Source organism: Limnohabitans sp. 63ED37-2, assembly GCF_001412535.1.
Taxonomy (GTDB): domain Bacteria; phylum Pseudomonadota; class Gammaproteobacteria; order Burkholderiales; family Burkholderiaceae_C; genus Limnohabitans_A.
Window position 1 is genome coordinate 1,954,573 of the sequence record NZ_CP011774.1, and the last position, 24,591, is coordinate 1,979,163.

At 61.1% G+C, this 24,591-nt stretch carries 26 protein-coding genes; 12 read left to right on the forward strand and 14 right to left on the reverse strand.

Going from position 1 to position 24,591, the window contains the following annotated elements; genetic code table 11:
- Window positions 1–15: 15 nt before the first annotated feature.
- From L63ED372_RS09255 to L63ED372_RS09275, 5 genes are all read left to right on the forward strand, one after another.
- Window positions 16–930 (forward strand): alpha/beta fold hydrolase, encoded by a 915-nt coding sequence (locus L63ED372_RS09255; RefSeq protein WP_062407877.1) that lies wholly within the window; start codon window positions 16–18, stop codon window positions 928–930.
- Between the two features lie 29 nt (window positions 931–959).
- On the forward strand, window positions 960–1,520 hold the full coding sequence (locus tag L63ED372_RS09260) for a hypothetical protein (RefSeq protein WP_231624466.1): 561 nt from the start codon (window positions 960–962) through the stop codon (window positions 1,518–1,520).
- Window positions 1,521–1,602: 82 nt separating this feature from the next.
- Window positions 1,603–2,707 (forward strand): peptide chain release factor 2 gene (gene prfB, locus L63ED372_RS09265; RefSeq protein ID WP_156343594.1). Its coding sequence is split into 2 segments (ribosomal slippage): window positions 1,603–1,683 and window positions 1,685–2,707, totalling 1,104 coding nucleotides; the frame shifts between segments, so codons are not numbered across the junction.
- A gap of 33 nt (window positions 2,708–2,740) precedes the next feature.
- A complete protein-coding gene (pepN, locus tag L63ED372_RS09270) occupies window positions 2,741–5,452 on the forward strand; it encodes an aminopeptidase N (RefSeq protein WP_062405543.1) in 2,712 nt (903 codons plus the stop codon).
- A 42-nt stretch (window positions 5,453–5,494) separates the two neighbouring features.
- Window positions 5,495–6,502 carry a class 1 fructose-bisphosphatase gene (locus tag L63ED372_RS09275; protein WP_062407881.1) on the forward strand — a complete coding sequence of 336 codons (1,008 nt, stop codon included), beginning with the start codon at window positions 5,495–5,497 and terminating at the stop codon, window positions 6,500–6,502.
- Between the two features lie 11 nt (window positions 6,503–6,513).
- On the opposite strand, the gene L63ED372_RS09280 is transcribed toward L63ED372_RS09275, so the two are convergent.
- Window positions 6,514–6,762, reverse strand: coding sequence for a hypothetical protein (locus L63ED372_RS09280; protein WP_082431781.1), 249 nt, complete (start codon window positions 6,760–6,762; stop codon window positions 6,514–6,516).
- 164 nt (window positions 6,763–6,926) lie between these two features.
- Window positions 6,927–7,823, reverse strand: coding sequence for a hypothetical protein (locus L63ED372_RS09285; RefSeq protein WP_062405547.1), 897 nt, complete (start codon window positions 7,821–7,823; stop codon window positions 6,927–6,929).
- 206 nt (window positions 7,824–8,029) lie between these two features.
- Between L63ED372_RS09285 and L63ED372_RS09290 the strand changes: the two genes are divergently transcribed.
- Window positions 8,030–8,695, forward strand: a complete 666-nt coding sequence (locus tag L63ED372_RS09290) for a CoA pyrophosphatase (RefSeq protein ID WP_082431782.1) — start codon at window positions 8,030–8,032, stop codon at window positions 8,693–8,695.
- Between the two features lie 7 nt (window positions 8,696–8,702).
- Window positions 8,703–9,668 carry a CobD/CbiB family protein gene (locus L63ED372_RS09295; RefSeq protein ID WP_062405551.1) on the forward strand — a complete coding sequence of 322 codons (966 nt, stop codon included), beginning with the start codon at window positions 8,703–8,705 and terminating at the stop codon, window positions 9,666–9,668.
- 14 nt (window positions 9,669–9,682) lie between these two features.
- On the opposite strand, the gene rsgA is transcribed toward L63ED372_RS09295, so the two are convergent.
- From rsgA to L63ED372_RS09310, 3 genes are read right to left on the reverse strand one after another with little or no spacing between them, the layout of a single operon-like run.
- Window positions 9,683–10,687 carry a ribosome small subunit-dependent GTPase A gene (gene rsgA, locus L63ED372_RS09300; RefSeq protein ID WP_197275252.1) on the reverse strand — a complete coding sequence of 335 codons (1,005 nt, stop codon included), beginning with the start codon at window positions 10,685–10,687 and terminating at the stop codon, window positions 9,683–9,685.
- 6 nt (window positions 10,688–10,693) lie between these two features.
- Window positions 10,694–11,005: a 4a-hydroxytetrahydrobiopterin dehydratase gene (locus L63ED372_RS09305; RefSeq protein ID WP_062405553.1), complete on the reverse strand. Its 312-nt coding sequence runs from the start codon at window positions 11,003–11,005 to the stop codon at window positions 10,694–10,696.
- Window positions 11,002–12,261: a M48 family metallopeptidase gene (locus tag L63ED372_RS09310; RefSeq protein WP_062405555.1), complete on the reverse strand. Its 1,260-nt coding sequence runs from the start codon at window positions 12,259–12,261 to the stop codon at window positions 11,002–11,004. The genes L63ED372_RS09305 and L63ED372_RS09310 overlap by 4 nt, the downstream gene beginning before the upstream one ends.
- Before the next feature lie 135 nt (window positions 12,262–12,396).
- On the opposite strand from L63ED372_RS09310, the gene orn reads away from it, so the two are divergent.
- Together orn and L63ED372_RS09320 are read left to right on the forward strand one after the other, a co-directional pair.
- Window positions 12,397–12,981, forward strand: a complete 585-nt coding sequence (gene orn / locus L63ED372_RS09315; protein WP_062407885.1) for an oligoribonuclease — start codon at window positions 12,397–12,399, stop codon at window positions 12,979–12,981.
- Window positions 12,982–13,243: 262 nt separating this feature from the next.
- Window positions 13,244–15,298, forward strand: coding sequence for a DEAD/DEAH box helicase (locus L63ED372_RS09320; protein WP_062405556.1), 2,055 nt, complete (start codon window positions 13,244–13,246; stop codon window positions 15,296–15,298).
- Between the two features lie 168 nt (window positions 15,299–15,466).
- On the opposite strand, the gene rplS is transcribed toward L63ED372_RS09320, so the two are convergent.
- The 4 genes from rplS to rpsP all read right to left on the reverse strand — a co-directional run bounded on the left by rplS (window position 15,467) and on the right by rpsP (window position 17,672).
- Window positions 15,467–15,850: a 50S ribosomal protein L19 gene (gene rplS / locus L63ED372_RS09325; RefSeq protein WP_062405559.1), complete on the reverse strand. Its 384-nt coding sequence runs from the start codon at window positions 15,848–15,850 to the stop codon at window positions 15,467–15,469.
- Window positions 15,851–15,966: 116 nt separating this feature from the next.
- On the reverse strand, window positions 15,967–16,764 hold the full coding sequence (gene trmD, locus L63ED372_RS09330; RefSeq protein WP_062405561.1) for a tRNA (guanosine(37)-N1)-methyltransferase TrmD: 798 nt from the start codon (window positions 16,762–16,764) through the stop codon (window positions 15,967–15,969).
- Between the two features lie 28 nt (window positions 16,765–16,792).
- Window positions 16,793–17,404: a ribosome maturation factor RimM gene (rimM, locus tag L63ED372_RS09335; RefSeq protein ID WP_062405563.1), complete on the reverse strand. Its 612-nt coding sequence runs from the start codon at window positions 17,402–17,404 to the stop codon at window positions 16,793–16,795.
- Window positions 17,405–17,420: 16 nt separating this feature from the next.
- Window positions 17,421–17,672 (reverse strand): 30S ribosomal protein S16, encoded by a 252-nt coding sequence (rpsP, locus tag L63ED372_RS09340; RefSeq protein ID WP_019430383.1) that lies wholly within the window; start codon window positions 17,670–17,672, stop codon window positions 17,421–17,423.
- 137 nt (window positions 17,673–17,809) lie between these two features.
- Here rpsP and L63ED372_RS09345 point away from each other — a divergent pair, with 137 nt between their 5' ends.
- Together L63ED372_RS09345 and L63ED372_RS09350 are read left to right on the forward strand one after the other, a co-directional pair.
- Window positions 17,810–18,331, forward strand: coding sequence for a GNAT family N-acetyltransferase (locus L63ED372_RS09345; RefSeq protein ID WP_062405565.1), 522 nt, complete (start codon window positions 17,810–17,812; stop codon window positions 18,329–18,331).
- A 7-nt stretch (window positions 18,332–18,338) separates the two neighbouring features.
- Window positions 18,339–18,785 carry a hypothetical protein gene (locus L63ED372_RS09350; RefSeq protein WP_062405567.1) on the forward strand — a complete coding sequence of 149 codons (447 nt, stop codon included), beginning with the start codon at window positions 18,339–18,341 and terminating at the stop codon, window positions 18,783–18,785.
- A 51-nt stretch (window positions 18,786–18,836) separates the two neighbouring features.
- On the opposite strand, the gene folK is transcribed toward L63ED372_RS09350, so the two are convergent.
- From folK to L63ED372_RS09375, 5 genes are read right to left on the reverse strand one after another with little or no spacing between them, the layout of a single operon-like run.
- The gene (gene folK / locus L63ED372_RS09355; RefSeq protein ID WP_442915104.1) at window positions 18,837–19,322 is read right to left on the reverse strand and encodes a 2-amino-4-hydroxy-6-hydroxymethyldihydropteridine diphosphokinase; all 486 of its coding nucleotides are present in this window, start codon (window positions 19,320–19,322) and stop codon (window positions 18,837–18,839) included.
- Window positions 19,323–19,345: 23 nt separating this feature from the next.
- A complete protein-coding gene (gene pcnB / locus L63ED372_RS09360; protein ID WP_062405569.1) occupies window positions 19,346–20,899 on the reverse strand; it encodes a polynucleotide adenylyltransferase PcnB in 1,554 nt (517 codons plus the stop codon).
- Window positions 20,896–21,564 carry an HAD family hydrolase gene (locus L63ED372_RS09365; RefSeq protein WP_062405571.1) on the reverse strand — a complete coding sequence of 223 codons (669 nt, stop codon included), beginning with the start codon at window positions 21,562–21,564 and terminating at the stop codon, window positions 20,896–20,898. The genes pcnB and L63ED372_RS09365 overlap by 4 nt, the downstream gene beginning before the upstream one ends.
- Window positions 21,561–22,247 (reverse strand): DnaA regulatory inactivator Hda, encoded by a 687-nt coding sequence (gene hda / locus L63ED372_RS09370; protein ID WP_062405573.1) that lies wholly within the window; start codon window positions 22,245–22,247, stop codon window positions 21,561–21,563. Before hda ends, L63ED372_RS09365 begins: the two co-directional genes overlap by 4 nt.
- Complete coding sequence (locus tag L63ED372_RS09375) at window positions 22,244–23,359, reverse strand: AI-2E family transporter (protein ID WP_231624467.1); 1,116 nt, start codon at window positions 23,357–23,359, stop codon at window positions 22,244–22,246. The genes hda and L63ED372_RS09375 overlap by 4 nt, the downstream gene beginning before the upstream one ends.
- 130 nt (window positions 23,360–23,489) lie before the next feature.
- Here L63ED372_RS09375 and purM point away from each other — a divergent pair, with 130 nt between their 5' ends.
- Window positions 23,490–24,542: a phosphoribosylformylglycinamidine cyclo-ligase gene (purM, locus tag L63ED372_RS09380; protein ID WP_062405574.1), complete on the forward strand. Its 1,053-nt coding sequence runs from the start codon at window positions 23,490–23,492 to the stop codon at window positions 24,540–24,542.
- Window positions 24,543–24,591: the final 49 nt, after the last annotated feature.

Genomic DNA, 24,591 nt, shown 5'->3' on the forward strand with positions numbered 1-24,591 from the left:
CTTATGATCGAAAGTATGTACCAAGTTTTACGCGAATCACAAAGCCACTGGGTGCCGCTGCGCGGCTGCCGTTACCACGTCCGCCAATGGGGCACTGCCACACCGGGGGCCACACCACTGGTGTTGGCGCATGGCTGGATGGATGTGGCCGCTTCGTACCAGTTCATGGTCGACGCCTTCAGCGAAGCGTTTGTCAGCCAGCGTCCCATCATCGCCATGGACTGGCGCGGTTACGGCCTGACCGAGACCCCGCCCACCGACAGCTACTGGTTTCCCGACTATTTGGCCGATCTGGACGCCCTGCTCGACGCGCTCTACCCCGGCCAAGCCATTGACCTGGTCGGCCACAGCATGGGCGGCAACGTGGTCATGATGTACGCGGGCACCCGCCCCGAGCGCATCCGCCGCTTGGTCAACCTCGAAGGCTTTGGCATGGCCACCACCCAGCCAGCCCAGGCCCCCACCCGCATGGCGCAGTGGCTCGACGAGCTCAAAGCACAACGCGCGGGCGACAACACGCTCAAGGCTTACCCTGACGCCGCAGGCGTGGCGGCCCGCCTGATGAAGACCAACACGCGCCTGGGTCAAGACAAAGCCGATTGGCTGGCCCAGCATTGGGCACAAGCGGGCACCGATGGCCAATGGCGCATCCTGGGCGACTCGGCGCACAAGGTCATCAACCCGTATTTGTTCCACCTGGAAGAAGCCTTGGCGATGTACCGCCGCATCAGCGCCCCCGTGCTGGTGGTGGAAGCCTCGGACGACTCGCTCAGCCAGTGGTGGAAAGGCAAATACACCTTGGCCGAGTTTCACGAGCGGCTGAAGTCGGTGCCCCAACTTGAACAAGCCCAAGTGCAAGACGCTGGGCACATGCTGCACCACGACCAGCCGCAGGCCTTGGCGTCTTTGCTGGAAAACTTTTTGCGCTGAGCCTCAAACTACAATTTGCGGTCTTTTTCATGACCCCCATCGCCATGCCGTTTTCCATTCGACAACCACTCCGAGGACCTTTAGGGGTCTTGGCCCTGATGCTGAGCCTGGCCTGTGCCCCCGCCTTGGCGCAAAAGCCTGACCGCTATTGCCCCTCGTTTTTGGCCGTCGAAGGCGCACCCGAGCCCACGCACCGGGGGGAAATCAGCTTCTCGCCTTTCACCCACCACTGGAGCCGCAGCCCTGAACACAAGCATGTGGTGCTGGTGTCCCTGGACGAGCAGCTGCCGGGTGACCGTTTGTGCGGCGTGAGCCTGTTCAGCAACTCCTTTGGTCAACCGTCGGCTTATGTCTACGCAGGCCAGCAGTTCAATGGCGTGTTGGGCGTCCCCCAATTGTTCGTCAAGGTCACGGCGGGCATTTTGTATGGCTACGTCAAGCCCTACGAAGACAAAGTTCCTCTGAACCACAACGGTTTTTCGCCCGCCATCATCCCGGTCATCGGCTACCAGTTCTCCCAGAATGACTCCGTGCAAGTCAAAGTCCTGGGCAATGCCGGACTGATGTTCTCGTACGGACGCCGCTTTTAAACCTTGGCGGCGGTCATGGGGCGGCTGTCCGCACGGACAAGTCATGAGAAAATGCGAGGTTTACCGAACCGGAGTATTTCCCATGGACGCAGAACACATCAATCAGATTGGCACCACCCTCACCGACCTGAGCGCCCGCACCCAAGAGTTACGGGGGTATCTTTGACTACGATGCCAAATCTGAACGGCTGAGAACCGTCAACGCATCCCTCGAAGATCCCTCAGTCTGGAACGACCCCAAAAAAGCCCAAGAACTGGGCAAAGAGAAAAAAGCGCTGGACGGCGTGGTGGTCACCATCACCAACCTGACGAGCGAATTGGCCGACAACCTTGAACTCTTTGAGATGAGCAAGGAAGAAGGCGACGACGACGGCCTCAAAACCATCGAAGCCGAAACCGCCAAACTGGCTCGGCTGGTGGAAGAGCTCGAATTTCGCCGCATGTTCCGCCACGAGGCCGATCCGCTCAACTGCTTTGTCGACATCCAAGCCGGTGCCGGCGGCACAGAAGCTTGCGACTGGGCCAGCATGCTGCTGCGCCAATACATCAAGTACGCCGAGCGTAAAGGCTTCAAGGCCACGGTGGAAGATGAAACCCCCGGCGACACGGCAGGCATTAAAGGTGCGACCATCAAAATCGAAGGCGAATACGCGTTTGGCCTGCTGCGCACCGAAACCGGCGTGCACCGTTTGGTGCGCAAGAGCCCGTTTGACTCGTCGGGTGGCCGCCACACCTCCTTCGCTTCGTTGTTCGTCTACCCCGAGATCGACGACTCGATCGAGATCAACATCAACCCTTCTGACGTGCGCACCGACACCTTCCGTGCCAGCGGCGCGGGGGGCCAGCACATCAACAAGACCGACTCGGCGGTGCGCTTGACGCACATCCCCACGGGCATTGTGGTGCAGTGCCAAGACGGCCGCAGCCAACACAGCAACCGCGATGTGGCTTGGCAGCGCCTGCGCTCGCGCCTGTATGACTTCGAGATGCGCAAGCGCTTGGAAGAGCAGCAAAAGCTGGAAGACACCAAGACCGATGTGGGCTGGGGTCACCAGATCCGCAGCTATGTGCTGGATAACAGCCGCATCAAGGATTTGCGCACCAACGTCGAAATTTCGGCCACCCAAAAGGTGCTCGATGGCGACCTCGATGCGTTCATCGAAGCCTCACTGAAACAAGGCCTCTGAGCTGCTCAGACCTCAACCCAAACGGAGTTCCTGATGCGTGAAGGACAACCCACAGCGATCCACCGGGAGGCTTATGCCGCCCCGGCTTTCTGGATCGACACCGTCGATTTGACCTTTGATCTGGACCCGGCCAAAACCCGCGTCCTGAACAAGATGCGCCTGCGCCGCAACCCCGATGTGGCGGCCCAACCGCTGCGTCTGGATGGCGAAGACCTGAACCTGGCCCGCGTGCTGGTCAACGGTGGCGGCACCTCGTTCAAGATGGACGGCGCGCAGCTGGTGCTTGAAAACCTGCCCGATGGCCATGAACCCTTCGATCTGGAAATCTTCACCACCTGCAACCCCGAGAAAAACACCCAGCTGATGGGCCTGTACGTCAGCAACGACTCATTCTTCACGCAGTGCGAGGCCGAGGGTTTTAGGCGCATCACCTACTTCCTGGACCGCCCAGACGTGATGGCCAGCTACACCGTCACGCTGCGTGCCGACAAGGCCAAGTACCCGGTGCTGCTCTCCAACGGCAACCTGGTCGAGCAAGGCGCCTTGGAAGACGGCCGCCACTTTGCCAAGTGGGTCGACCCGCACAAAAAGCCCTGCTACCTGTTTGCCTTGGTGGCTGGTCAGCTGGTGGCTCGCGAGCAGCGCATCCTCAGCCGCAGCGGCACCGAGCACTTGCTGCAGGTGTTTGTGCGCCCCGGCGACCTGGACAAGACCGAGCACGCGATGAACTCGCTCATGGCCAGCGTGGCCTGGGACGAGGCCCGCTTTGGCCTGCCGCTGGACCTGGAGCGCTTCATGATCGTCGCCACCAGCGACTTCAACATGGGCGCGATGGAAAACAAGGGCCTGAACATCTTCAACACCAAGTTCGTGCTGGCCAACCCGAACACCGCGACCGACCTGGATTTCGGCAACATCGAATCGGTCGTGGGCCACGAGTACTTCCACAACTGGACCGGCAACCGCATCACCTGCCGCGACTGGTTCCAGCTCTCGCTGAAAGAAGGCCTGACGGTTTTCCGCGATCAGGAGTTCAGCCAGGACATGGCAGGGGTTGCCAGCGCCCGCGCCGTCAAGCGCATCGAAGACGTGCGCGTCTTGCGCACCGTGCAGTTTGCCGAAGACGCAGGCCCCATGGCCCACCCCGTGCGCCCGGACAGCTACGTCGAGATCAACAACTTCTACACCGTCACCATCTACGAAAAAGGCTCTGAAGTCGTTCGCATGATGCAAACCCTGGTGGCCAGCCCCGCTGACCTGCAAGGCCGCGACGGGTTTGCCAAGGGCATGAAGCTCTACTTCGAGCGCCACGATGGCCAAGCCGTGACCTGCGACGACTTTGCACAAGCCATTGCCGACGCCAACCCCGGCTCTGCGCTGACCCAGAACCTCACCGCATTCAAGCACTGGTACAGCCAGGCGGGTACCCCCCGCCTGCAGGCCAGCGGTGTCTACAGCGCCAATGAACGCAGCTACACCCTGACCCTGCGCCAAAGCTGCCCCGCGACACCCGACCAAGCCGATAAAAAACCTTTTGTGATTCCAGTCACGCTGGGCTTGCTCAGCCGAGACGGCACTGCCCTGCCCTTGCAGTTGGCGGATGCCCACCACAGCGCCTTGCAGCAAACCCTGGTGCTGACCGAAGAAAGTGCCAGCTTCAGCTTTGTCAACATCGACAGCGAGCCTGTGCCCTCATTGCTGCGCGGTTTCAGCGCCCCCGTGGTGCTGGAAGACGGTTTGTCCGCAGCCGACCTGCTGATCTTGCTGGCCCACGACAGCGACCCCTTCAACCAGTGGGAAGCTGGCCAGCGCCTGATGCTGCAAAGCGCTACCGACGCCATCCAGCAAAACAAGGACCTGACGGGCCAGCCCGTTCTGTCCGATGCCTTGATTGGGGCCTTGCGCAATGTCTTGCGCCACCCCGAACTGGACGCGGCGTTCAAAGACCTGGCGCTGACGCTGCCGTCGGAGAACTACATCGCCGACCAGCTCGACGTGGTGGACCCGCAGCGCGTGCATGCGCTGCGCGAGAGCATGCGTCTGACACTGGCCACCGCCTTGCAAGCCGACTGGCAATGGGCCTGGGACGCCCACAAGCACAACGGCGCCTACACACCCGACACCAAGTCAAGCGGTCGCAGGGCCCTGGCGGGACTGTCCATGACCATGCTGTGTGTGGCCGCTGTGCACAACGGTGATGCCGTCACGCCCGGCCGCGTGTACCAGCAGTTCAAAGACGCGGGCAACATGACCGACCGCTTCAACGCCTTGTCGGCGCTGGTGGTCAGTGGCCATGCCCTGGCGCAAGACGCTTTGGCCTTGTTCCACAAAATGTTCCAGCACGAAGCGCTGGTGATCGACAAATGGTTCGCCCTGCAAGCGGGTGCGCCCGACCGTGCAGGCGATGTGCTGCCGCGTGTGCGCCAACTCATGCAGCACCCCGACTTCAGCCTGCGCAACCCCAACCGGGCCCGCAGCCTGATCTTCAGTTACTGCAGCGCCAACCCGGCAGGTTTCCACCGCGCCGACGCGGCAGGTTATGTGTACTGGAGCGAGCAGGTGCTGGCATTGGACTCGATCAACCCCCAAGTGGCCGCCCGCTTGGCCCGCGCCATGGACCGCTGGAGCCGACTGGCCGAGCCTTACCGCAGCGCGGCCCGTGTGGCCATTGAGCGTGTGGCGGCCAAAGCAGACTTGTCGAACGACGTGCGCGAAGTCGTCAGCCGTGCCCTGAGTGCGGCTTAATCTGCCGCACCCACCGTCGATGCCCGAACCCAAGGAATGAACATGAGCAGCAAAATCTCCCTCTCCCGCTACCTGGTCGAGCAGCAGCGCGACAAAGGCCACATCCCAGCCGATTTGCGCCTGCTGCTCGAAGTGGTGGCCCGCGCCTGCAAAAGCATCAGCCACGCCGTGAACAAAGGCGCTTTGGGGGGGGTGCTGGGCAGCGCCGAAAGTGAAAACGTTCAAGGCGAAGTGCAAAAGAAACTCGACATCATCGCCAACGAGGTGCTGCTTGAGGCCAACGAATGGGGTGGCCACTTGGCGGCCATGGCCAGCGAGGAAATGGACAGCATTTACCTGGTGCCCAACCGCTATCCGCAAGGCGAATACCTGCTCATGTTTGACCCACTGGACGGTTCATCGAACATCGATGTCAACGTCAGCATCGGCACCATTTTCAGTGTGTTGAAAAAAGCGGACGACAGCCAAGGCGTGACCGAGCAAGACTTTTTGCAGCCCGGCAAGAACCAAGTGGCTGCCGGTTATTGCGTGTACGGTCCACAAACCACGCTGGTGCTGACTGTGGGCGATGGTGTGGCCATGTTCACACTCGACCGCGAGCAGGGCTCATTTGTGCTGACCCAAGAAAACGTGCAGGTACCGGCCGACACCAAAGAATTCGCGATCAACATGAGCAATATGCGCCACTGGGACGAGCCCGTGCGCCGCTACATTGACGAGTGTCTGCAGGGCAAGGAAGGCCCACGCGGCAAGGACTTCAACATGCGCTGGATCGCCAGCATGGTCGCTGATGTGCACCGCATCCTGACGCGTGGCGGTGTGTTCATGTACCCCTGGGACAAGCGCGAGCCTCACAAGGCCGGCAAACTGCGCCTGCTCTACGAAGCCAACCCCATGAGCTGGTTGATCGAGCAAGCCGGTGGCGCGGCCACCAATGGCAAAGAGCGCATTTTGGACATGCAACCCAGCCAGCTGCACGAGCGGGTGAGCGTGGTGCTCGGCTCCAAAAACGAAGTCGAGCGCGTGACCCAATACCACGCGCAAGTTTGAAGGCGGGCTTTTTACGCGCGTCCAGTGGTTCGTGCACCCGAACCTACCGACAACATTTCGAGCCGGTTCAAAGCACCCAAGGCCTGCACAGCTTTTCGTGTGGCACCCGGCACGTTGCTGCCGCTTGAGCGCAAATAATGCAGCGCCATGGCCAGGGCATTTTCTGCTTCCTGGTGCATGGCCAAGGTGAAGTGGTCCTGGTGCACGGGGGCGCTGATGTGACGGGTGTTCAGAGGTATCAAACGGGCTGCTGTGGTCATGGTTTCATGCTCCTGTGGGTGGATGCTGGATGGCATGAATGAAATTTATCAGCAATGTCTTCACATTTAATACTTTGATCATCTTTAGTTGCAACAAATTGCAAAATTGAGATGACACCAGCGGGGCCTCCTGGTCCTAGCCAGGCAGGCCCTGGGCCGCCAGATCAGTCGGTCAGATCGGGGGGCAAACCGCCCTCCACCACCGTCGCTGGGGCTGCAGACTCTGTCACAACCTGACGCAAGATTTCACGCAGCATTTTCTTCTCGGGCAGGCTCAAGGCGCGTGCCAGGCGCTGACGCATGCGCAGCAAAAGTTGGCGGTCCACTTCTTGGGGAATGCCTCGGCTGATCTGCAGCGCGTCGCGCAAATCTTCGCGCAGGTCTTCGGGCTCGTCGGCCCACCAGGCGCTGATGACCTCGTGCATCGATTTGCGCAGCTCTTCCACATCCTCGACGGCCAGGCCCATGCCGGTGGGCAGCTTGCCCTGCAGCATATCGGCCAAGGCTTGTGAGTTCACCACCACACGGCGGTCAGCCTGGGCCAGCAATCGGGCCCAGCCCGGGTCGGTGCGCACCATTTGTGGCATGTTGCGGGCCGACTCGTCGGCCAGCAAATGCACGCTCACGCCGCTGAGTTGGGCCTCGTCAATGGTGGCGAGGAAACGTTCGTCGTCGCTGGCCACCAGCACATGGTCACAGGCATGGTGCTCGGCCAATTGTTTGAGGTCGTGACCCAAGGAGCGCAACAGCGACGCTCCGCCATCGGCATCGTGCGCTTGCACCAGGCGAACGATCTGGTCATCGATGACCAGGCCATCCGAGCGGTCGCTGTACCAGTAGATGCGGCGCAAATCCACATCGAGTGCAGCCTGTGACAGGGCCTGAGACAGCAAGCTGAGCAAACCCTGACGGTTGACCGATTCGCCCGTGGCGCCCATGGCACCTTGCTGCGCGAGCCAGATCAGGAAGCGGCCATCGATCAGGGCCATGCAGGTGCCCCCCCGGTGTTCACCAAAGCGGCGCTCGGAACGGGTGTCGTGAGAAAAATAGTCGCGTTTCATAAAATGAGCTGTATCCATATTGTGTAAACCAGTAAGGTTGCGCCATCAGGCAACCGGTCGTATTTTACGGCCACGCCCTGTGTGCACCTGCGCCGAGTCTGGGCCTGCAGCCGCGTGCCCTGCCTTGTCGGGTATAAATAGTGCCTGTGTCCAAAAATCCACTCTTTGATCCGCGACAAGTCCCGGTATGGCAAATCGACCACGACATGCCCGCTGTGCCGACTGCGAATTTGCAGCCCGAGGCTCTGAAAGCCCGGTTTGCGCATCCGCCTGTGTGGCATCCGGAAGTGGTGCGGGAAAACTTCAGCTCCGACCGTGCCCCCGCCCAAGCGGCCGTGCTGGTGCCCATCGTGATGCGCGGGCCGAACGCTTCCTTGCCCACGGTGCTGCTGACGCGCCGCGCCTCGCACATGAAGACCCATTCGGGGCAAATTGCGTTTCCCGGTGGCAAGGTGGACCCCGAGGACGCCAACCTGCACGCCACCGCCTTGCGCGAGGCCGAAGAGGAAGTGGGCTTGGCGGCCCGCCATGTGCAGGTCATTGGCGAGTTGCCGGTTTACATCACAGGCACGGCCTTCTGGGTCACGCCGGTGATTGGCTTGGTTTCTCCTAATTTCGATCTGCGCCCCAATGCCGACGAAGTGGCCGATGTGTTTGAGGTGCCTCTGGCTTTTTTGATGAACCCGGCCAACCACCGCCGCCACGCCATGGATTGGCAAGGTGCTCGCAGGCATTGGTTCTCGATGCCTTACGAGGAGCAGCGCACCACGGCCCACGGCCAAGTGCAGGCCGTCGAGCATTTCATCTGGGGTGCCACGGCCGGTATGCTGCGCAATTTTTACCAATTTCTGGTGGCCTCGCCATCCACATGAGAACGCCATGAGTTTTTTTGCCATCTTGCTGGCCCTCTTGCTGGAGCAAGCCCGCCCCCTCAAGACCCACAACCAGGTCTTTGTCTTGGTCGAACACTGGACGGCTTGGGTGGTGCGCACCTTCGACGCGGGCACCCGCCCCCAAGCCTGGGTGACTTGGGGCATCGCCGTCCTCTCCCCAGCCTTGCTGGCCGTGCTCTTGCATTGGTTGTTCGAGTGGACGCTGGGCTGGTGGGTGGCTGTGCTGTGGAATGTGGCCCTGTTGTATGTCACCTTGGGTTTTCGACAATTCAGCCACCACTTCACCGGAATCCGTGAAGCCCTGGAAAACGGCGACGAAGACAAGGCCCGCGAATTGCTGGCGCAGTGGCAGCAGGTGCAAGTGGGGCAAATCCCGCGCAGCGAGATCGTGCGGCATGTGATCGAGTACTCAGTGATTGCTGCGCACCGCCATGTGTTTGGGGTGTTTTTTTGGTACGCCGCCCTGTCCATCATCGGCTTGGGGCCGGTGGGCGCGGTGATTTACCGCCTGACCGAATGGGCGCAGCGGCGCTGGCAAGAGCCATCGGCCGATGGCTCTTTGCCCAGCGAGGTGCTGCGCTCGGTCTCGGCGCGGGCTTGGCAAGCCCTGGACTGGCTGCCCTCGCGCATGACAGCCTTGGGCTTTGCGATTGTGGGCAGTTTTGAAGACGCCATGGACGGCTGGCGACACCACGCACAGAACTTTCCTCAAGACAACGATGGTGTCATCCTGGCCGCCACCTCAGGCGCCATCAACATCCGTTTGGGTGGCGCTGCTTTGCAACCCGCCGCAGAAGGTTTGCCCACGACGGAGACACCAGACAGCAGCAGCACGCCAGGTCGTGTGGCTGCCGTGGCGCACTTTGCCCAGGTGGTGGGCCTGGTATGGCGCACCGTGATCATGTGGCTGCTGTTGTTGGCTTTGCTGACCATGGCCAACCTGGTGGGCTGACCAGGCCCACGTCATCACCAGCGTTGCTGGCCCAACTCCTCAAACAGCTGCGCGTAAATGCGGTGACGGCGCACGCTGATGGTGCCAGGGTGCTCAGCGGTTTCGACCTGCGCCAACACCGCACAACCGGGCTCGTGCAAATGCGTGCAGTTGTAGAACTTGCAGCCGCCCAAATGCTGGCGCAAATCGGGCATGCAATCGGCCAGGCGGGTGGGCTCGATGTGGTGCAAGCCAAACTCCTGAAAGCCGGGCGAATCGATCAAAGCCGTGCGAGCTGCGTCATTGGCAGCACCATTTTCATCACCCGTTTGAGTTGACGCATCAAGTGCTGGCACCCAGTACCAACGTGTGCTGGTGGTGGTGTGTTTGCCCGAGTTAAGCGCCAGCGAAATCTCACCCGTTTCCACCTGCGCATCGGGCACCAAGCGGTTGATCAAGGTGCTTTTGCCGCTGCCAGACGGTCCCAGCACCAAGGTGGTCAGGCCTTGCAAATGCGCACACAAGGCAGCCACACCATCGTCGGCCACCGGGCTGCGGGGGCTCAGGCTGATGGGCATGACGCTGTAGCCCATGGCACGGTAAGGGGCCAGGCGCTCCCAGGCTTGGGCGAAGGGCTGGGCCAGGTCGCTTTTGTTGAGCGCGATGATGGGCGTGATGCGTTCGGCCTCGGCCGCCACCAAGGCGCGTGAAAGCTGGCTTTCTGAGTATTCAGGATCAGCCGCAATCAAGATCAGCACGCGGTCCAGATTGGCAGCAAAAGATTTGGTGCGGATTTCGTCTTGCCGGTAAAACAGGTTGCGGCGCTCTTGCAGTTTTTCGATGCTGCCCTCGTCGCCCGCGATTTGCCACAGCACCTGGTCGCCCACCACCACCTGATTTTTCTTGCCTCGGGGGTGGCAAATCAGGCGACGGCCTTCGGGTGTCTCGACCAGGCAGTGGCGGCCATAGGTGGCGACCACCAAGCCCGGCTCCAGATCGTGGGCCTGGGGCATGGCCGGGCGTGCTTTGGGTTTATTCATGACGCATCATGCCGGTAACAAGGCGTCAGTCTGGGTCGCGGCCTCAAAGTCCAGCCGGCTTAAGCCGCGCACATCGTGCGTGTTCCAGCGCACCACACAACGCTTGTAGGTCAGCACCAATTCGGGGTGGTGGTTGAGCTTTTCAGACAACCAGCCCACGCTGTTGACGAAGAGCAAAGCGTGTGAGTGCTGCTCGAAGTCAAAGCTTTTTTCGATCGCTACTTGTTCACCATCACCCGACAGTCCCCAGCCAGGAACCTGTGCCAACGCCATGATCACCTCGGTGGGCTTGAGGGCCCTGACTTCTGGGGTGCTCATGCGGTTTTCATCCTGAGCAAACGCTCGCTGGCCGGAGGGTGCGAGTAATAAAACTTCACATACCAAGGGTCGGGCGTCAGGGTCGAGGCGTTGTCTTGGTACAACTTGAGCAAGGCCGAGGACAAGTCCTTGCCCGGGGTTTGAGACACGGCATAAGCATCGGCCTCAAACTCCTGCTGGCGCGAGCGCCACGAAGACACAGGCGCAAAAAACAAGGTGAACACAGGTGTGACCAGCATGAACAAGACCAGCGCCAGCGCATCGTTGCTGCCCGACAAGTTGGGCATCACGCCCAAGCCCGTGTAAAACCAAACCTGCTGCGCCAGCCAGCCCAGCAGCGCCAGGCCTGCCAGCGTCATGGCGAAGCTGGTCACCATCATTTTGACGATGTGCTTGTGCTTGAAGTGGCCCAGCTCATGGGCCAGCACCGCTTCCATTTCGGCCGGGCTCAGTTGCTTGAGCAAGGTGTCGAAAAACACCACCCGCTTGCTGGCCCCAAAGCCAGTGAAAAACGCATTCGAATGTGCCGAGCGGCGGCTGCCGTCCATGACAAAAAAACCTTTGGCGGTGAAGCCTGCACGTTGCATCAGGCCTTGCACGCGGGTCTTGAGCGACTCATCTTCCAGCGGCGTGAATTTATTGAACAGCGGCATGATCACATTCGGCGCAATGGCCATCAAAAACAACTGCCAGCCCACCAACACGCCCCAAGCCCACAGCCACCACCACTGGCCTCCGGCTTGCATGAGCCACAGCACCACCCACAAAAGCGGCAGGCCCAGCACCAAGCCCAGCGCCAGCCCCTTGACCATGTCGGCAAGCCACAGCGTCGGCGTGATCTTGTTGAAGCCAAAGCGCTGCTCCACGCCAAAGGTTTGCATGAGTGACAAGGGCAATCCAATCAGGCCGCCGACCAGCGTGAAGCCCAGCACGAGCGCGATTTGCTGCGCCATGCCCGGGCCCATCATGTCCAGCAACACCTGGTTGAGCGCATCGAGCCCGCCCAACATCGTCCAGCCCAGTAACACGGTGGCATCCAGAGCGATGTCGATTTGCGACAAACGGGCTTTGGCCAAGGTGTAATCGGCGGCTTTTTGGTGGTCGGCCAAGGTCATGGTGTCGGCGTAAGCCTGCGGCACCGCATCGCGGTGGCGGGCCACATGCCGCACCTGGCGTGCATTGAGCCAGAACTTGAGCGCCACATGGGCCAGCAAGGCCACGACCAGAGTCAAGGTCAAAGTCAGTGAGGGATTCATCGGCGTATTGTAGGAGCCGCCTTGTCTGGCTGACCTTGGCAAGGGCTTGCGCCCACATGGACTTGGCACTCTGCAGGCCGCGCACCAGTCCATGTTGAGTCAATGCAGCAGGCACGCATCAGCGACAATCCCCGCATGTCTGATGTGAACACCACCCCCCAAGAAGCGGCCGAGTTGCCCAAGTCTGACCAAAACCTGGTTTGGATCGATTGCGAAATGACGGGCCTGGACCCCGAAAAAGAGCGCCTGCTGGAGATCGCCGTGATCGTGACCGGGCCGCACCTCACACCGCGCATCGAAGGGCCGGTGCTGGTGATTCACCAAACCGACGAGCTGCTCAACCAAATGGACAAGTGGAACAAAGGCACCCACGGCAAAAGCGGCTTGATCGATAAAGTCAAAGCCTCCACGACCAGCGAAGCCGAGGCCGAAGAGCAGATCCTCGCCTTCCTGAAAAAATACCTGCCCAAGAGTGCCTCCCCCCTGTGCGGCAACACCATCAGCCAGGACCGCCGTTTTCTGGTCAAGTTCATGCCCAAGCTGGAAGCGTTTTTCCATTACCGCAACTTGGACGTGAGCACACTCAAAGAATTGTCTCGCCGCTGGAAGCCCGAGGTCTACGCCAACTTCAAGAAACAGCAAAAGCACACCGCACTGGCCGATGTGCACGAATCCATCGACGAATTGGCGCATTACCGCGAGCATTTCATTCGACTTTGATTTTTTCAGGGAAAACCCTAGAGATTTTCCCGCAGACGTGCCATAATCGCTGCCTTGCTGCATGACACGTGCAGCAGTTCCTACATCTCCCTTCATGCCTTGACCCAAAGATAGGGTCACTCACAGCGGCCAGGCTCCATGCCCAGCGCCCCTCGCGAGCACCGTTTGATGGTTGATGTTTTTTCAACCTTGCGGTGCCTGCGGCCATCAGCAACAGTTTTCTGTTAGCGGCCGTTGTTCCGTGCGAGTTTTATACATACACATGACTGACACTTTGAACACAGTGCAGGACGACTTGTCGCCTGCCCAAATCACATCCATCCCCGCTGTAAGCAATTTGGCCACTGAAATCATGGTTGCCGCAGCAGCCGAAATCACCCCCGAGCCTGCAGCAGAAGTCACGGCTGAAGCGGCCGAGGAAATCGAAGCCATCGCCGACGTGCCCAACGGCTTCATCGAACTGGGCTTGGCCCCTGAGCTGGTGCAAGCCGTGGCCGATCTGGGTTACACCCAGCCCACCGCCGTGCAATTGCGCGCGATTCCTTTGGCCCTGCCCACAAGCGGCGGCTCCAAAGACGGCAAGTCCAATGGCTACACCGACCTGATGGTCTCCAGCCAGACCGGCAGCGGCAAAACCGCCGCCTTTTTGCTGCCCGTGCTGCACACCTTGATTCAGCAAATGGCCGAACAAGAAGCCGCTGAACGTGCCGAGTTTGAAAAAGCCTGTGCCGATGCGGCTGCCAAGGGCGAGCCCGCCCCCAAGCGTGCCAAGCGCAAAGACCCCACCAACCCACGCAACTTCAAGGCGCCAACCCCTGGTGCCCTGATCCTGTGCCCCACACGTGAATTGGCTCAACAAGTCGCGCAAGACGCCATCGAGCTGGTCAAGCACACACGCGGTCTGCGCGTGGCCAACGTGGTCGGCGGCATGCCTTACCAGCTGCAAATTGCCAAGCTGCAAAACGCCAACTTGGTGGTGGCCACCCCTGGCCGTTTGCTCGACCTGCAGCGCTCCATGCAAATCAAGCTGGACCAAGTGCAGTTCTTGGTGGTGGACGAAGCCGACCGCATGCTCGACCTGGGCTTCTCGGACGACCTGGCCGACATCAACGACATGACCAGCCAGCGCCGCCAGACCATGATGTTCAGCGCCACGTTTGCGCCCCGCATTCAGCAACTCGCCATGCGCGTGATGCACGACGGTGGTTCTTCGGTCCAGAAAATCCAGATCGACAACCCGCAAGAAAAGCACAACAACATCAAGCAGGTGCTGTTCTGGGCCGACAACGCCCAACACAAGCGCCAGATGCTTGACCACTGGTTGCGTGACGCGACGATCGACCAGGCCATTGTGTTTTCCAGCACCCAAATCGAGTGCGACGGCCTGGCTGCTGACCTGCAGCAAGACGGCTTTTCGGCTGTTGCCCTGCACGGCGCCCTGAGCCAAGGCATGCGCAACCGCCGCCTGATGGCGCTGCGCAATGGCCAGGTCCAGATTTTGGTCGCCACCGACGTGGCCGCTCGCGGCATCGACGTGCCCACCATCACCCACGTCTTCAACTTCGGCTTGCCGATGAAGGCCGAGGATTACACCCACCGCATTGGCCGCACTGGCCGCGCAGGCCGCGATGGCTTGGCAGTGACCTTTGCCGAAATGCGCGACCGTCGCAAGATCGGTGACATCGAGTCCTACACGCGTCAGCCCTTCAAGGCCGAAGTGATCCCGGGCCTGGAGCCCAAAATGCGCATGCCCGAAGCCCGCAAGCCCATGGGCCGTGGCGGTGACCGCTTTGGAGGCGAGCGCAATTACGCCAATGCCGGCGGTGGCTTCCGTGGTGGCCGTCCCGCACCAGGTGGCCGCGACTTCGGTGGCAACCGTGACCGCGATGGCGGAGGTTTTGACAACCGCGCCCCGCGTGGCCACTTCCGCGACGAGCAGCCCCGCTTTGAGCAGCGCAGCGAACCCCGTTTCGATGCCCGTAAAGACGGTGGACGTTTTGACGCACCCCGTGGTGACCATCGTGGCGGTGACCGCTTTGAACAGCGCGGCGCACCTGCTCACCCTTGGGACAAAGGCGACAGCCGACCTGTCCCACGCCAAGACGCTCGCCAGGACGGTCCACGTCAAGGCGGCCGATGGGAAGACCGTGGCGGAGACAACCGCAACGCTGCCCGCCCTGCGCCACGTGGTGCAGCCGGTGACAAGTTCGCCCGCGGCCCCAAGCAGTTTGGTGCTGGCAACTTCAAACCCCATGGTGCGGGCGAAGGCCCAGCCAAGCGCGGCGGCACACGCGTGCTGAAAATCACCCGCGGCTGATGAATTTCCTGGGTGTCTCCCAGGACTTCAACATCCCCCAAGGTCTTGCCCTCACCGGCAAGGCCTTTTTTTCATGGTTGGACGGATGGCACACGCGTTGTGAATCGCCCATAAAAAAACCGCCCTGGGCGCAAACCCGGGCGGTTTTTTCGTATGGCTGAAAAGGCTTTACGCTTTGGCAGCAGGAGCTGCTTTGCGCTGTGGCAACTTTTCTTTGATACGTGCCGACTTGCCGCTGCGGTCACGCAGATAGTACAGCTTGGCGCGGCGAACATCACCACGGCGCTTGACTTCAATGCTGGCGATCACAGGGCTGTAGGTTTGGAACGTACGTTCCACGCCTTCGCCACTGGAGACCTTGCGCACAGTGAAGCCGCTGTTCAGGCCACGGTTACGCTTGGCGATCACAACACCTTCGTAAGCTTGGACACGCTTACGCGCACCTTCCACCACGTTGACGCTGACGATCACGGTGTCGCCGGGGGCAAATTCAGGAATCACTTTACCCAAACGGGCAATTTCTTCCTGCTCAAGAGTTTGAATCAAATTCATTTGTTGAACTCCGTCCGATCATGCCTCGCTGCACAAGGGGCGTTCTGTGTTGTAAGGGCCATGCATTCACATGACTGAACCAGATCGCGGCGGGTAGAGGATCGAAAAGCCCTTGATTATAGCTTTTTCGCGGACGAGGTCTGTGTCTGCCCCGGCTGGCCGTGGCTGGCCAGTTTCAAAAAGGCTTCGTCCTGGCGGTTGAGCCGACCAGCCTCGCGGGCCTCTTCGATCAACTCAGGGCGGTGCAACGCCGTCAAACGCAGACTTTGCTCACGCCGCCAACGTGCAATGTGCGCATGGTGGCCGGACATCAATTCGGGCGGTACCGCATGGCCTTGCCAAACTTCGGGGCGGGTGTAGTGCGGGCTGTCCAACAAACCATCGAGCGCAGGATTGAAGCTGTCGAGCTGGTGGCTGCCTTCGTCGTTCAAGACACCGGGTTGCAAACGGGCCACCGCGTCGAGCAAGGCCATGGCGGCGATTTCGCCGCCGGACAGCACAAAGTCGCCCAAACTGATTTGCTGATCCACATACTGGTCGATGAAGCGCTGGTCTACGCCTTCATAGCGCCCGCACAGCAGCACGGCGCCCGCACTGGCCGACCATTGGGCCACCGCGGTGTGGTTCAGGGCCTGGCCTATCGGCGAAAACAAGACCAAAGGTGCTGGCGTTGCTTCTTGCCGCTCGGCACGGATGGCCGTCAGGCACTTGAACAGGGGCTCGGCCAACATGACCATGCCGGGGCCACCACCAAAAGACCGGTCGTCCACCCGGCGGTAATTGCCTTCGGCGTGGTCGCGTGGATTCCACAAACGCACGTCGACCCCGCCGCCTTCGTAGGCACGGCGTGTGATGCCGCTGGTCAACAGCGGCGCAAACAGCTCGGGAAACAGGGTGATGATGTCAAAGCGCATGGGGATGGCCCTCCACGGCCGGGGCGGCTCAGTAGTCGGGCTGCCAGTCGACCGTGATGCGTTTGGCGGGCAAGTCAACGCCGTCGACGAAGGCCGCCACAAACGGGATCATGCGCTCAACAGGTTTGCCGCCTTCAGCTTCGGCTGCGGCTTCAATGACCAGCACGGTTTGGGGTCCGGTAGACATGAGGTCACGCACCTGACCCAGATCCACACCTTCACGGTTGACGACTTGCAAGCCCAGCAAGTCAACCCAGTAATACTCGCCATCGGCGGCAGCCGGGAAGCTGGAACGCGGCACAAAAATTCGGCCACCGCGCAAGTATTCAGACGCGTTGCGATCCTCAATGCCTTGGGCACGCGCCACCACGGTGTCGGAATGGTCTTTGACTTCGAGGATGTTGAGCAGCAAAGGCTCGCGCCAGGCCTGTTGTGCAGAGGCTGAGGCCTCTTGGCCGCGCTGGGGTTTCATGGGCCGATCGGGCGGCAACAAAAACCAGCTTTTGGCAGAAAAAAGCGCCTCGGGCGAGGCGCTGTGGGGCAAGACCTTGAACCAGCCTTTGATGCCCCAGGCATCGGTGATGCGCCCGATTTCGATGGCGTCAGCCGGCAGCGCGGCTGTTTCCAAAGGCGGACGCATGACCGGTTCGGACCAATCAGGCAGCGGCTTTGCCGGCTTGACGGATCAGACGTTCCACGGTGGGAGAAGCTTGGGCGCCCACGCTCTTCCAGTAAGTCAGACGGTCTTGGGCAATGCGCAGACCTTCTTCGCCGCCTTTGGCTGTGGGGTTGTAGAAACCGATGCGCTCGAGGAAGCGACCATCGCGACGCACGCGCTTGTCAGCCACGACGATGTTGAAGAAAGGACGTGCTTTAGAGCCGCCGCGGTTCAAACGAATAACAACCATGATTTATCCTTGGGTGGTTGGGCTTCTTGGGAACAATTGCCCAGATGCCCGGTATCCTTCAGCGTTTGAGACACGCAACTGGCCACCCGGCCAGTGACACACTGAAAAGCCCACCATTATACAACGGGAGCCTTGCCTTGCCTCTGATCCGTCCCAGCCGCGACGAAGATGTCACCGCCATCACCGCCATTTACCGACACCACGTCCTGACCGGCACGGGGACTTTCGAGATCGACCCGCCCTCTGAGGCCGACATGGCCAGCCGCCGCGCCGATGTGCTGTCCAAAGGTTTGCCTTACCTCGTGGTCGAAGACGAAGGCCGCGTGATCGGTTTTGCCTATTGCAACTGGTTCAAGCCCCGCCCCGCCTACCGCTTTTCGGCAGAAGACTCCATTTACATGGCACCCGACGCCCACCGCAAGGGCATGGGCCGCGCCCTGCTGGCCGAGTTGTGCACCCAAGCCGAACGTGCGGGCGTGCGCAAATTTCTGGCCGTGATCGGTGACTCGGGCAATGCGGGGTCCATTGGTGTGCACACCGCCGTGGGTTTCAATCACGTTGGCGTGCTCAAGTCCTGCGGCTGGAAATTCGACCGCTGGCTGGATGTGGTGATGATGGAAAAGCCTTTGGGTGCAGCTGACAGCACGGCTCCGCAATAATCGGATCATGAAAAACAAAACACTTGCGACCTGGCTGGCTTTCTGGACAGGCCCATTGGGGCTGCACCGTTTCTATTTGTACGGGCTCACCGACATGATGGGCTGGCTGCTGCCCATCCCCACAGCGCTCGGTTTTTATGGTTTGGAGCGTGTTCAACAATTCGGTCAGGACGACACGCTCAGCTGGATGCTGATTCCTTTGCTCGGCTTCACCATGGCCGGTTGCGCTCTGAACGCCATCATTTATGGTCTGATGCCCATCGAAAAATGGAACGCCCGCTTCAACCCCACAGCTGACGCCTTGAGCCCAGCAGGCCGCACGAACTGGGGCACCATCATCGGCACCGTCATCGCCTTGTTGCTGGGCACCACGGTGATGATGTCCAGCTTGGTATTCAGCTTCCAGCGCTATTTCGAATACCAGATCGAGGCTGCTCGCTTGATCAGCCAATGACGCCAAAACCTTGAACGTTAAAGGCTGGCAAAAGCCCATCCTTTCAAAAAATCATTCACCCACAGCGACATCACGCGCGATGGCCTGACCCGCCACGCGGGCAAGGTCTTCAGGGCCCACACGTTGTGGCCACACATCGGCCAAGGGGACCAGCACAAAAGCTCTTTCGCGCCAACGCGGGTGGGGCAGCGTCAGGCGAGGGCTGTGCATGCACGCATCACCATAAAACAACAGGTCCAGGTCCAAGCTGCGCGGCGCATTCACGTAGGAGCGCAAACGGCCTGCACTGTGCTCGATGGCTTGCAAAGCATCCAGCACATCGGGGGCGGACAAACGCGTTTCGATGCGGGCTACCGCGTTGATGAAGTCAGGCCCCTGGGCTTCGTGGGGCGCAGTGCGGTAGAGCGCGGAGCGGCTTGTGACTTGAACCTCGGGCCAACTGTCCAAAGCCTCAAAGGCCTGCAGCACAGCCGCCCGGGCATCGCCCAGATTGGCCCCCAAGGCCACATAGGCGGTGACTGGGTCTCGCAAGATCACCCCTCGTTGTTCAGATCACAGGTTCAAGCGGCACTGCCGCCGTCGCCCGCCTGATCACCAGCAGCGCCGGGCTTGCGGCGGCGACGGCGGCGTTTTTTGGCCGCACCCTCGTCGCTGCCTTCCGCTTCTGCTGCGGGGCGACTCTCGGCTGGCGCGGGTGCACCTTCGGGCCGGGGTGCCCGGCGCACGCGTGGCTTGGCCGCTTGCGAGGCCTGCTGCTCGGCCTTGGCCGCTTGCACCAAGTCTTCGCGCTCTGCATCGCTGGCCATGCTGAACTCTTGCCACCAGTCGGCCAGGCGTTCATCGACTTCGGCGATGTCGGCACGCAGGCGCAAAAAGTCGAAGCCAGCACGAAAGCGTGGCTGCTCGACCAGGCCAAACGGCGTGCTGCCCACACGCTTTTCAAAGCGCGGCTGCATGATCCAGATCTCGCGCATGTCAGCGGCCAGCTTGCCGCGCCCAGACACATCGCCGATGCGTGCATCGAATACTTCGTCGATCGCGTCCTGCAAAGCCGGGTGTGGGTGCTCTTTGCGGGCCAGACGTTTGGCCCAGCCTTCGCGCACATCGGCCCAGAGCACACAGGCTAACAAGAAGCTCGGGGCGACTGGCTTGCCCTCGCCCACACGGCGGTCGGTATCGGCCAGGGCAACCTGCACAAAGGCGCTGTCCGCCCGCTCCACCACCACATCCAGCAAGGGGTAAATGCCAGTGGCCAGACCCAGATTTTTCAGCTGGGCAATCGAGGCGAGTGCGTGACCGGTCTGCAGCAGCTTGAGCATCTCGTCAAACAAACGGCTTTGTGGCACATCGGCCAACAAGGTGGCCGACTGCGTCAGGGGCTTGGAGGTTTTGGCTTCAAGCTTGAAGCCCAATGGACTGAGCTTGGCGGCAAATCGAACGGCGCGGATGATGCGCACCGGGTCTTCGCGGTAACGCGCCACCGGGTCGCCGATCATGCGCAGCACGCGTTTTTTGGCATCCTGAATGCCGCCGTGGTAGTCCACCACGATCTGCGACTCGGGGTCGTAGTACATGGCGTTTACCGTGAAGTCGCGGCGCGTGGCGTCTTCGTCCTGAGGCCCCCAGACGTTGTCGCGCAGCACACGCCCGGATGAGTCCACGGCGTGCTGCATGCCTTCGAGCTGGCGCTTGCTGGTGCGCTCATTGCCCTTGACCTGTTCGGCCGCCACATTGTCCAAGTGCGCCCGGAAGGTGGACACCTCGATCACCTCGTTGTCACGCCCCCGGCCATACACCACGTGCACGATGCGAAAGCGCCGCCCGATGATGAAAGCACGGCGAAACAGGCCCTTGACCTGCTCGGGCGTGGCGTTGGTCGCCACATCAAAATCTTTGGGGCGCAGGCCCAGCAGCAGGTCGCGCACCGCACCACCCACCACATAAGCCTCGAACCCGGCCTGCTGCAGCGTGCGGGTGACGTTGATGGCACGTTCGTCCACCAGGTTCGGGTCGATGCCGTGCACAGACGCGGGCACCTCGGTGCGGCGGCCAAAGTGGGGTTTGCTGCTTTTGGGCGTTTTGCCCATCAGCTTGTCGATGAATTGTTTGATCATTCTTGAAAGAGGTCGAGGATGCGCCAGCCACGCTCTGTGGCCAGTTGACGCAACCGAGCGTCAGGGTTCGTTGCCACCGGATGGTGGGCTTTTTCCAGCAGCGGCAGGTCGTTCATGGAGTCCGAGTAGAACGTCATCTCCACATCACCCCAGTCCAGGCCTTTTTGGCCCAACCAGTGTGCGACCCGGGTGACTTTACCCTCGCGAAACGACGGGGTGCCCCGGATCTCGCCCGTGATCCAGCCACTGGCATCGCGTTCGAGGTCGACCGCGATCAACTCGCTGACCCCGAAAGCCTGGGCAATCGGGCGGGTCACAAACTCGTTGGTGGCGGTCACGATCATGACCGTATCGCCTGCCTGCTGGTGCGATCGTACCAGCGCCAGTGCCTCAGGCGTGATGCGGGGGCGGATCACTTCGTCCATGTAGCGGGCATGCGCCTGGGCCGCCTCGGTCGCACCGCGCTCACGCGCTGCGCGGGTGGCAAAGCGCACGTACTCATGAATGTCCAGTGTGCCCGCTTGGTAGTGCGCATAAAACTCGTCGTTGCGCTGTCTGAACACCTCCGGATCGGTCCAACCCATTTTGGTGGTGAACACACCCCAGGTGTGGTCAGAGTCCAGCGGCAGCAAGGTGTGGTCCAAATCGAACAGGGCAAGTTTCATTCGTTCTCCAGCATCGCCCGCACCAAAGGAATGGTCAGGGCGCGTTGTGTTTGCAGTGCGTAGTGGTCCAAGTGGTCCAGCAGCTGCATCAGGCTGCCTAAATCACGCGAAAAGCGCTTGAGCATGTAAGACATGACCTCGTCGCTCAAAAACAGGCCCCGGGCATCGGCCTCTTGGCGCAGCACGGCGCGGCGCTCGGTCTCGCCCAGCACCTGCAGCGCGTCGATGTGGCCCCAGCCCAGGCGGCTGCGCAAATCGTCGCGCAGCTTCAGATCGGCTGGGGGCAGAGTCCCTGCGGCCAAAACCCAGCGGGGCGTGCCTGTTCGGGGCGTGAGCGCATTGACAAACCAATTGAAAGCCGTGTGCTGCTGCTCGGCGTTGTACAGGTGCACATCGTCCATGAGCACGGCCGCCCAGTCGTCGTTGAAATCGGGGGGGTCCATGCTGTGGGCGTCGAGCCAGCCGACCTGAGCGCCCTGCTCTTGCAGCGCCTGGTGCACCGCATGCAACAAATGGGTTTTGCCAGAACCGCTCTCACCCCACAGATAACTGGGCACGGGCGAGCGGCTGGCCGAGGCGGTCCACAAACGCAAGTGGCTCAGGGCGGCCGCGTTGGGCCCCGCAAAAAAATTGTCCAGCGTGGGCGTCGAAGCCAGGCCGATGTCCAAAGCCATTTGCTTCATGGCTGATCGGGTCCTTGTTCCACCGCACCCGAGCCGCTTTTGCGGTAAAGATCACTTTGCAGGTATTGCGCCCGCAAACGGCGCAAACCTACCAGCAAAACTGCACTGGCAGGCAAGGCAATGAGCACGCCCACAAAACCCAGCACTTGGCCAAAAGCCATCAAGGCCAAAATGACCGCCAGGGGGTGCAAGCCAATGCGCTCGCCCACCAAGCGTGGCGTCAGCACAAAGCTTTCAATCAACTGCCCCAGGCCATAAACCACGGCCACCATGAGCAAGGCTTGAGATGGCGCCAACTGCAGCAAGCCTGCCAACAGCGCCAGAACCAGGCCCAGACCAAAGCCCAGATAAGGCACAAACACAGCCAGTCCGGTGAACACGCCAATGGGCAGGGCCAGATCCAGGCCAAACAAACTCAGGCCCACCGAATAAAACACGGCCAGCGCCAGCATCACCAGCATCTGCCCACGCAGGTACTCGCCCAAGACCTCATCGCAGTCACGCATGAAGCCGTCGAACCGTTCGCGCCAGGCTGGCGGCACCAACTCGATCACGCTGCTGACCAAGCGAGTCCAGTCGTACAACATGTAGAACAAGGCCACGGGCACCAGCACCGCATAACCCGCCAAGGCCAGGGCCACACTGCCGCCGAGTTTGAGCGAGGACATGAGCGGGGCCCACCAATCCTCGCGGTTGGCGCTCAGGTAGGTCACCAGCTGTTGTTTCAGGTCGGCCAGATCCAGCGAGACATTCAGCCCCGACTGGGCCAACAAGGGGTTGACGGCATCACTCAGGCGGTCGAACAGCAAAGGCAGTTGCTGCTGCAACAGCGGCCATTCGCGCACCAAAATCGGCACCAGCAACAAAAACAAGCCCAGCAAGGCCAACAAGGCCAGCGCCTCCACCAGCACCACCGCCAAGGCACGGGGCAAACGCCTCCCGGCCAGGCCCTCGAGCCTGAGCACCAAGGGATGCAAAACATAGGCCATGACCGCCGCAATAACAAACGGCGCCAGCACCGGGGCCAGCAGCCAGAAAACCAGCACGGCAACCAGGGCCACGCCCAGCCAGGCGGCCAGTCGGGTCATGAAAAAAGGAAGGGGGGCTTGCATGCGGTCTCTTGTTTTGCCGGGAACAGGCCCGTGCGCTCAGGGCTAACCCTTAAAATAAGCCCTGATTTTAGTCTGCCAGCCCGTTTATTGGCCCTTCTCCCCATTCACACGCCCCATTCGGGCCAACACCATGACTCAAACTCCTCTTTCCTACAAAGACGCAGGCGTCGACATCGTTGCGGGCGACGCGCTGGTCGAGCGCATCAAACCCTTGGCCAAGAAAACCATGCGCGAAGGCGTGCTGGCTGGCATCGGCGGTTTTGGCGCCTTGTTTGAAGTGCCCAAGCGCTACAAGGAACCCGTGCTGGTGAGTGGCACCGACGGCGTGGGCACCAAACTGAAACTCGCTTTTGAATGGAACATGCACGACACCGTCGGCATCGACCTGGTGGCCATGAGCGTGAACGATGTGCTGGTGCAAGGCGCCGAGCCCCTGTTCTTTCTGGACTACTTTGCCTGCGGCAAGCTGGACGTGGACACGGCTGCGGCCGTGGTGGGCGGCATCGCCAAAGGCTGCGAGTTGTCAGGCTGTGCCCTGATCGGCGGTGAAACAGCCGAGATGCCTGGCATGTACCCCGCAGGCGAATACGACCTGGCAGGTTTTGCAGTGGGCGCGGTCGAGAAATCCAAAATCCTCACGGGCCAGAACGTCAAAGCCGGTGACGTGGTGCTGGGCCTGGCGTCCAGCGGTGTGCACTCCAATGGCTTCAGCCTGGTGCGCAAGTGCATCGAACGTGCAGGCAGCAACGCCCCCGCCACACTCGACGGCAAGCCCTTCAAGCAAGCTCTGATGGAGCCCACCCGCTTGTATGTGCTGAACGTGCTGGCCGCCTTGGCCAAGCATCCGAGCACGCCAGAGACTTCAGGCATCAAGGCCTTGGCCCACATCACTGGCGGCGGCTTGCTCGAGAACATCCCCCGTGTGCTGCCAGACGGCCTGGCCGCTCACTTGCAAAAAGGCAGCTGGCCGCAAACCGAGCTGTTTGCTTGGCTGCAAAAAACGGCAGGCATCGACGACATCGAGATGAACCGCACTTTCAACAACGGCATTGGCATGGTGGTGGTGGTGGACGCGGCCGAGGCCCAGGCCTGCGCCGCCACCTTGCGCGAGGCGGGCGAAACGGTTTACACCATCGGCCGCATCGCGCCCCAAGGTGATGGGGCACAGGTGGTGGTGGCCTGAACCTTCAGCCCTGAAGACCCTGGGCAAGCCCCAGGACTTGCCTGCAGCC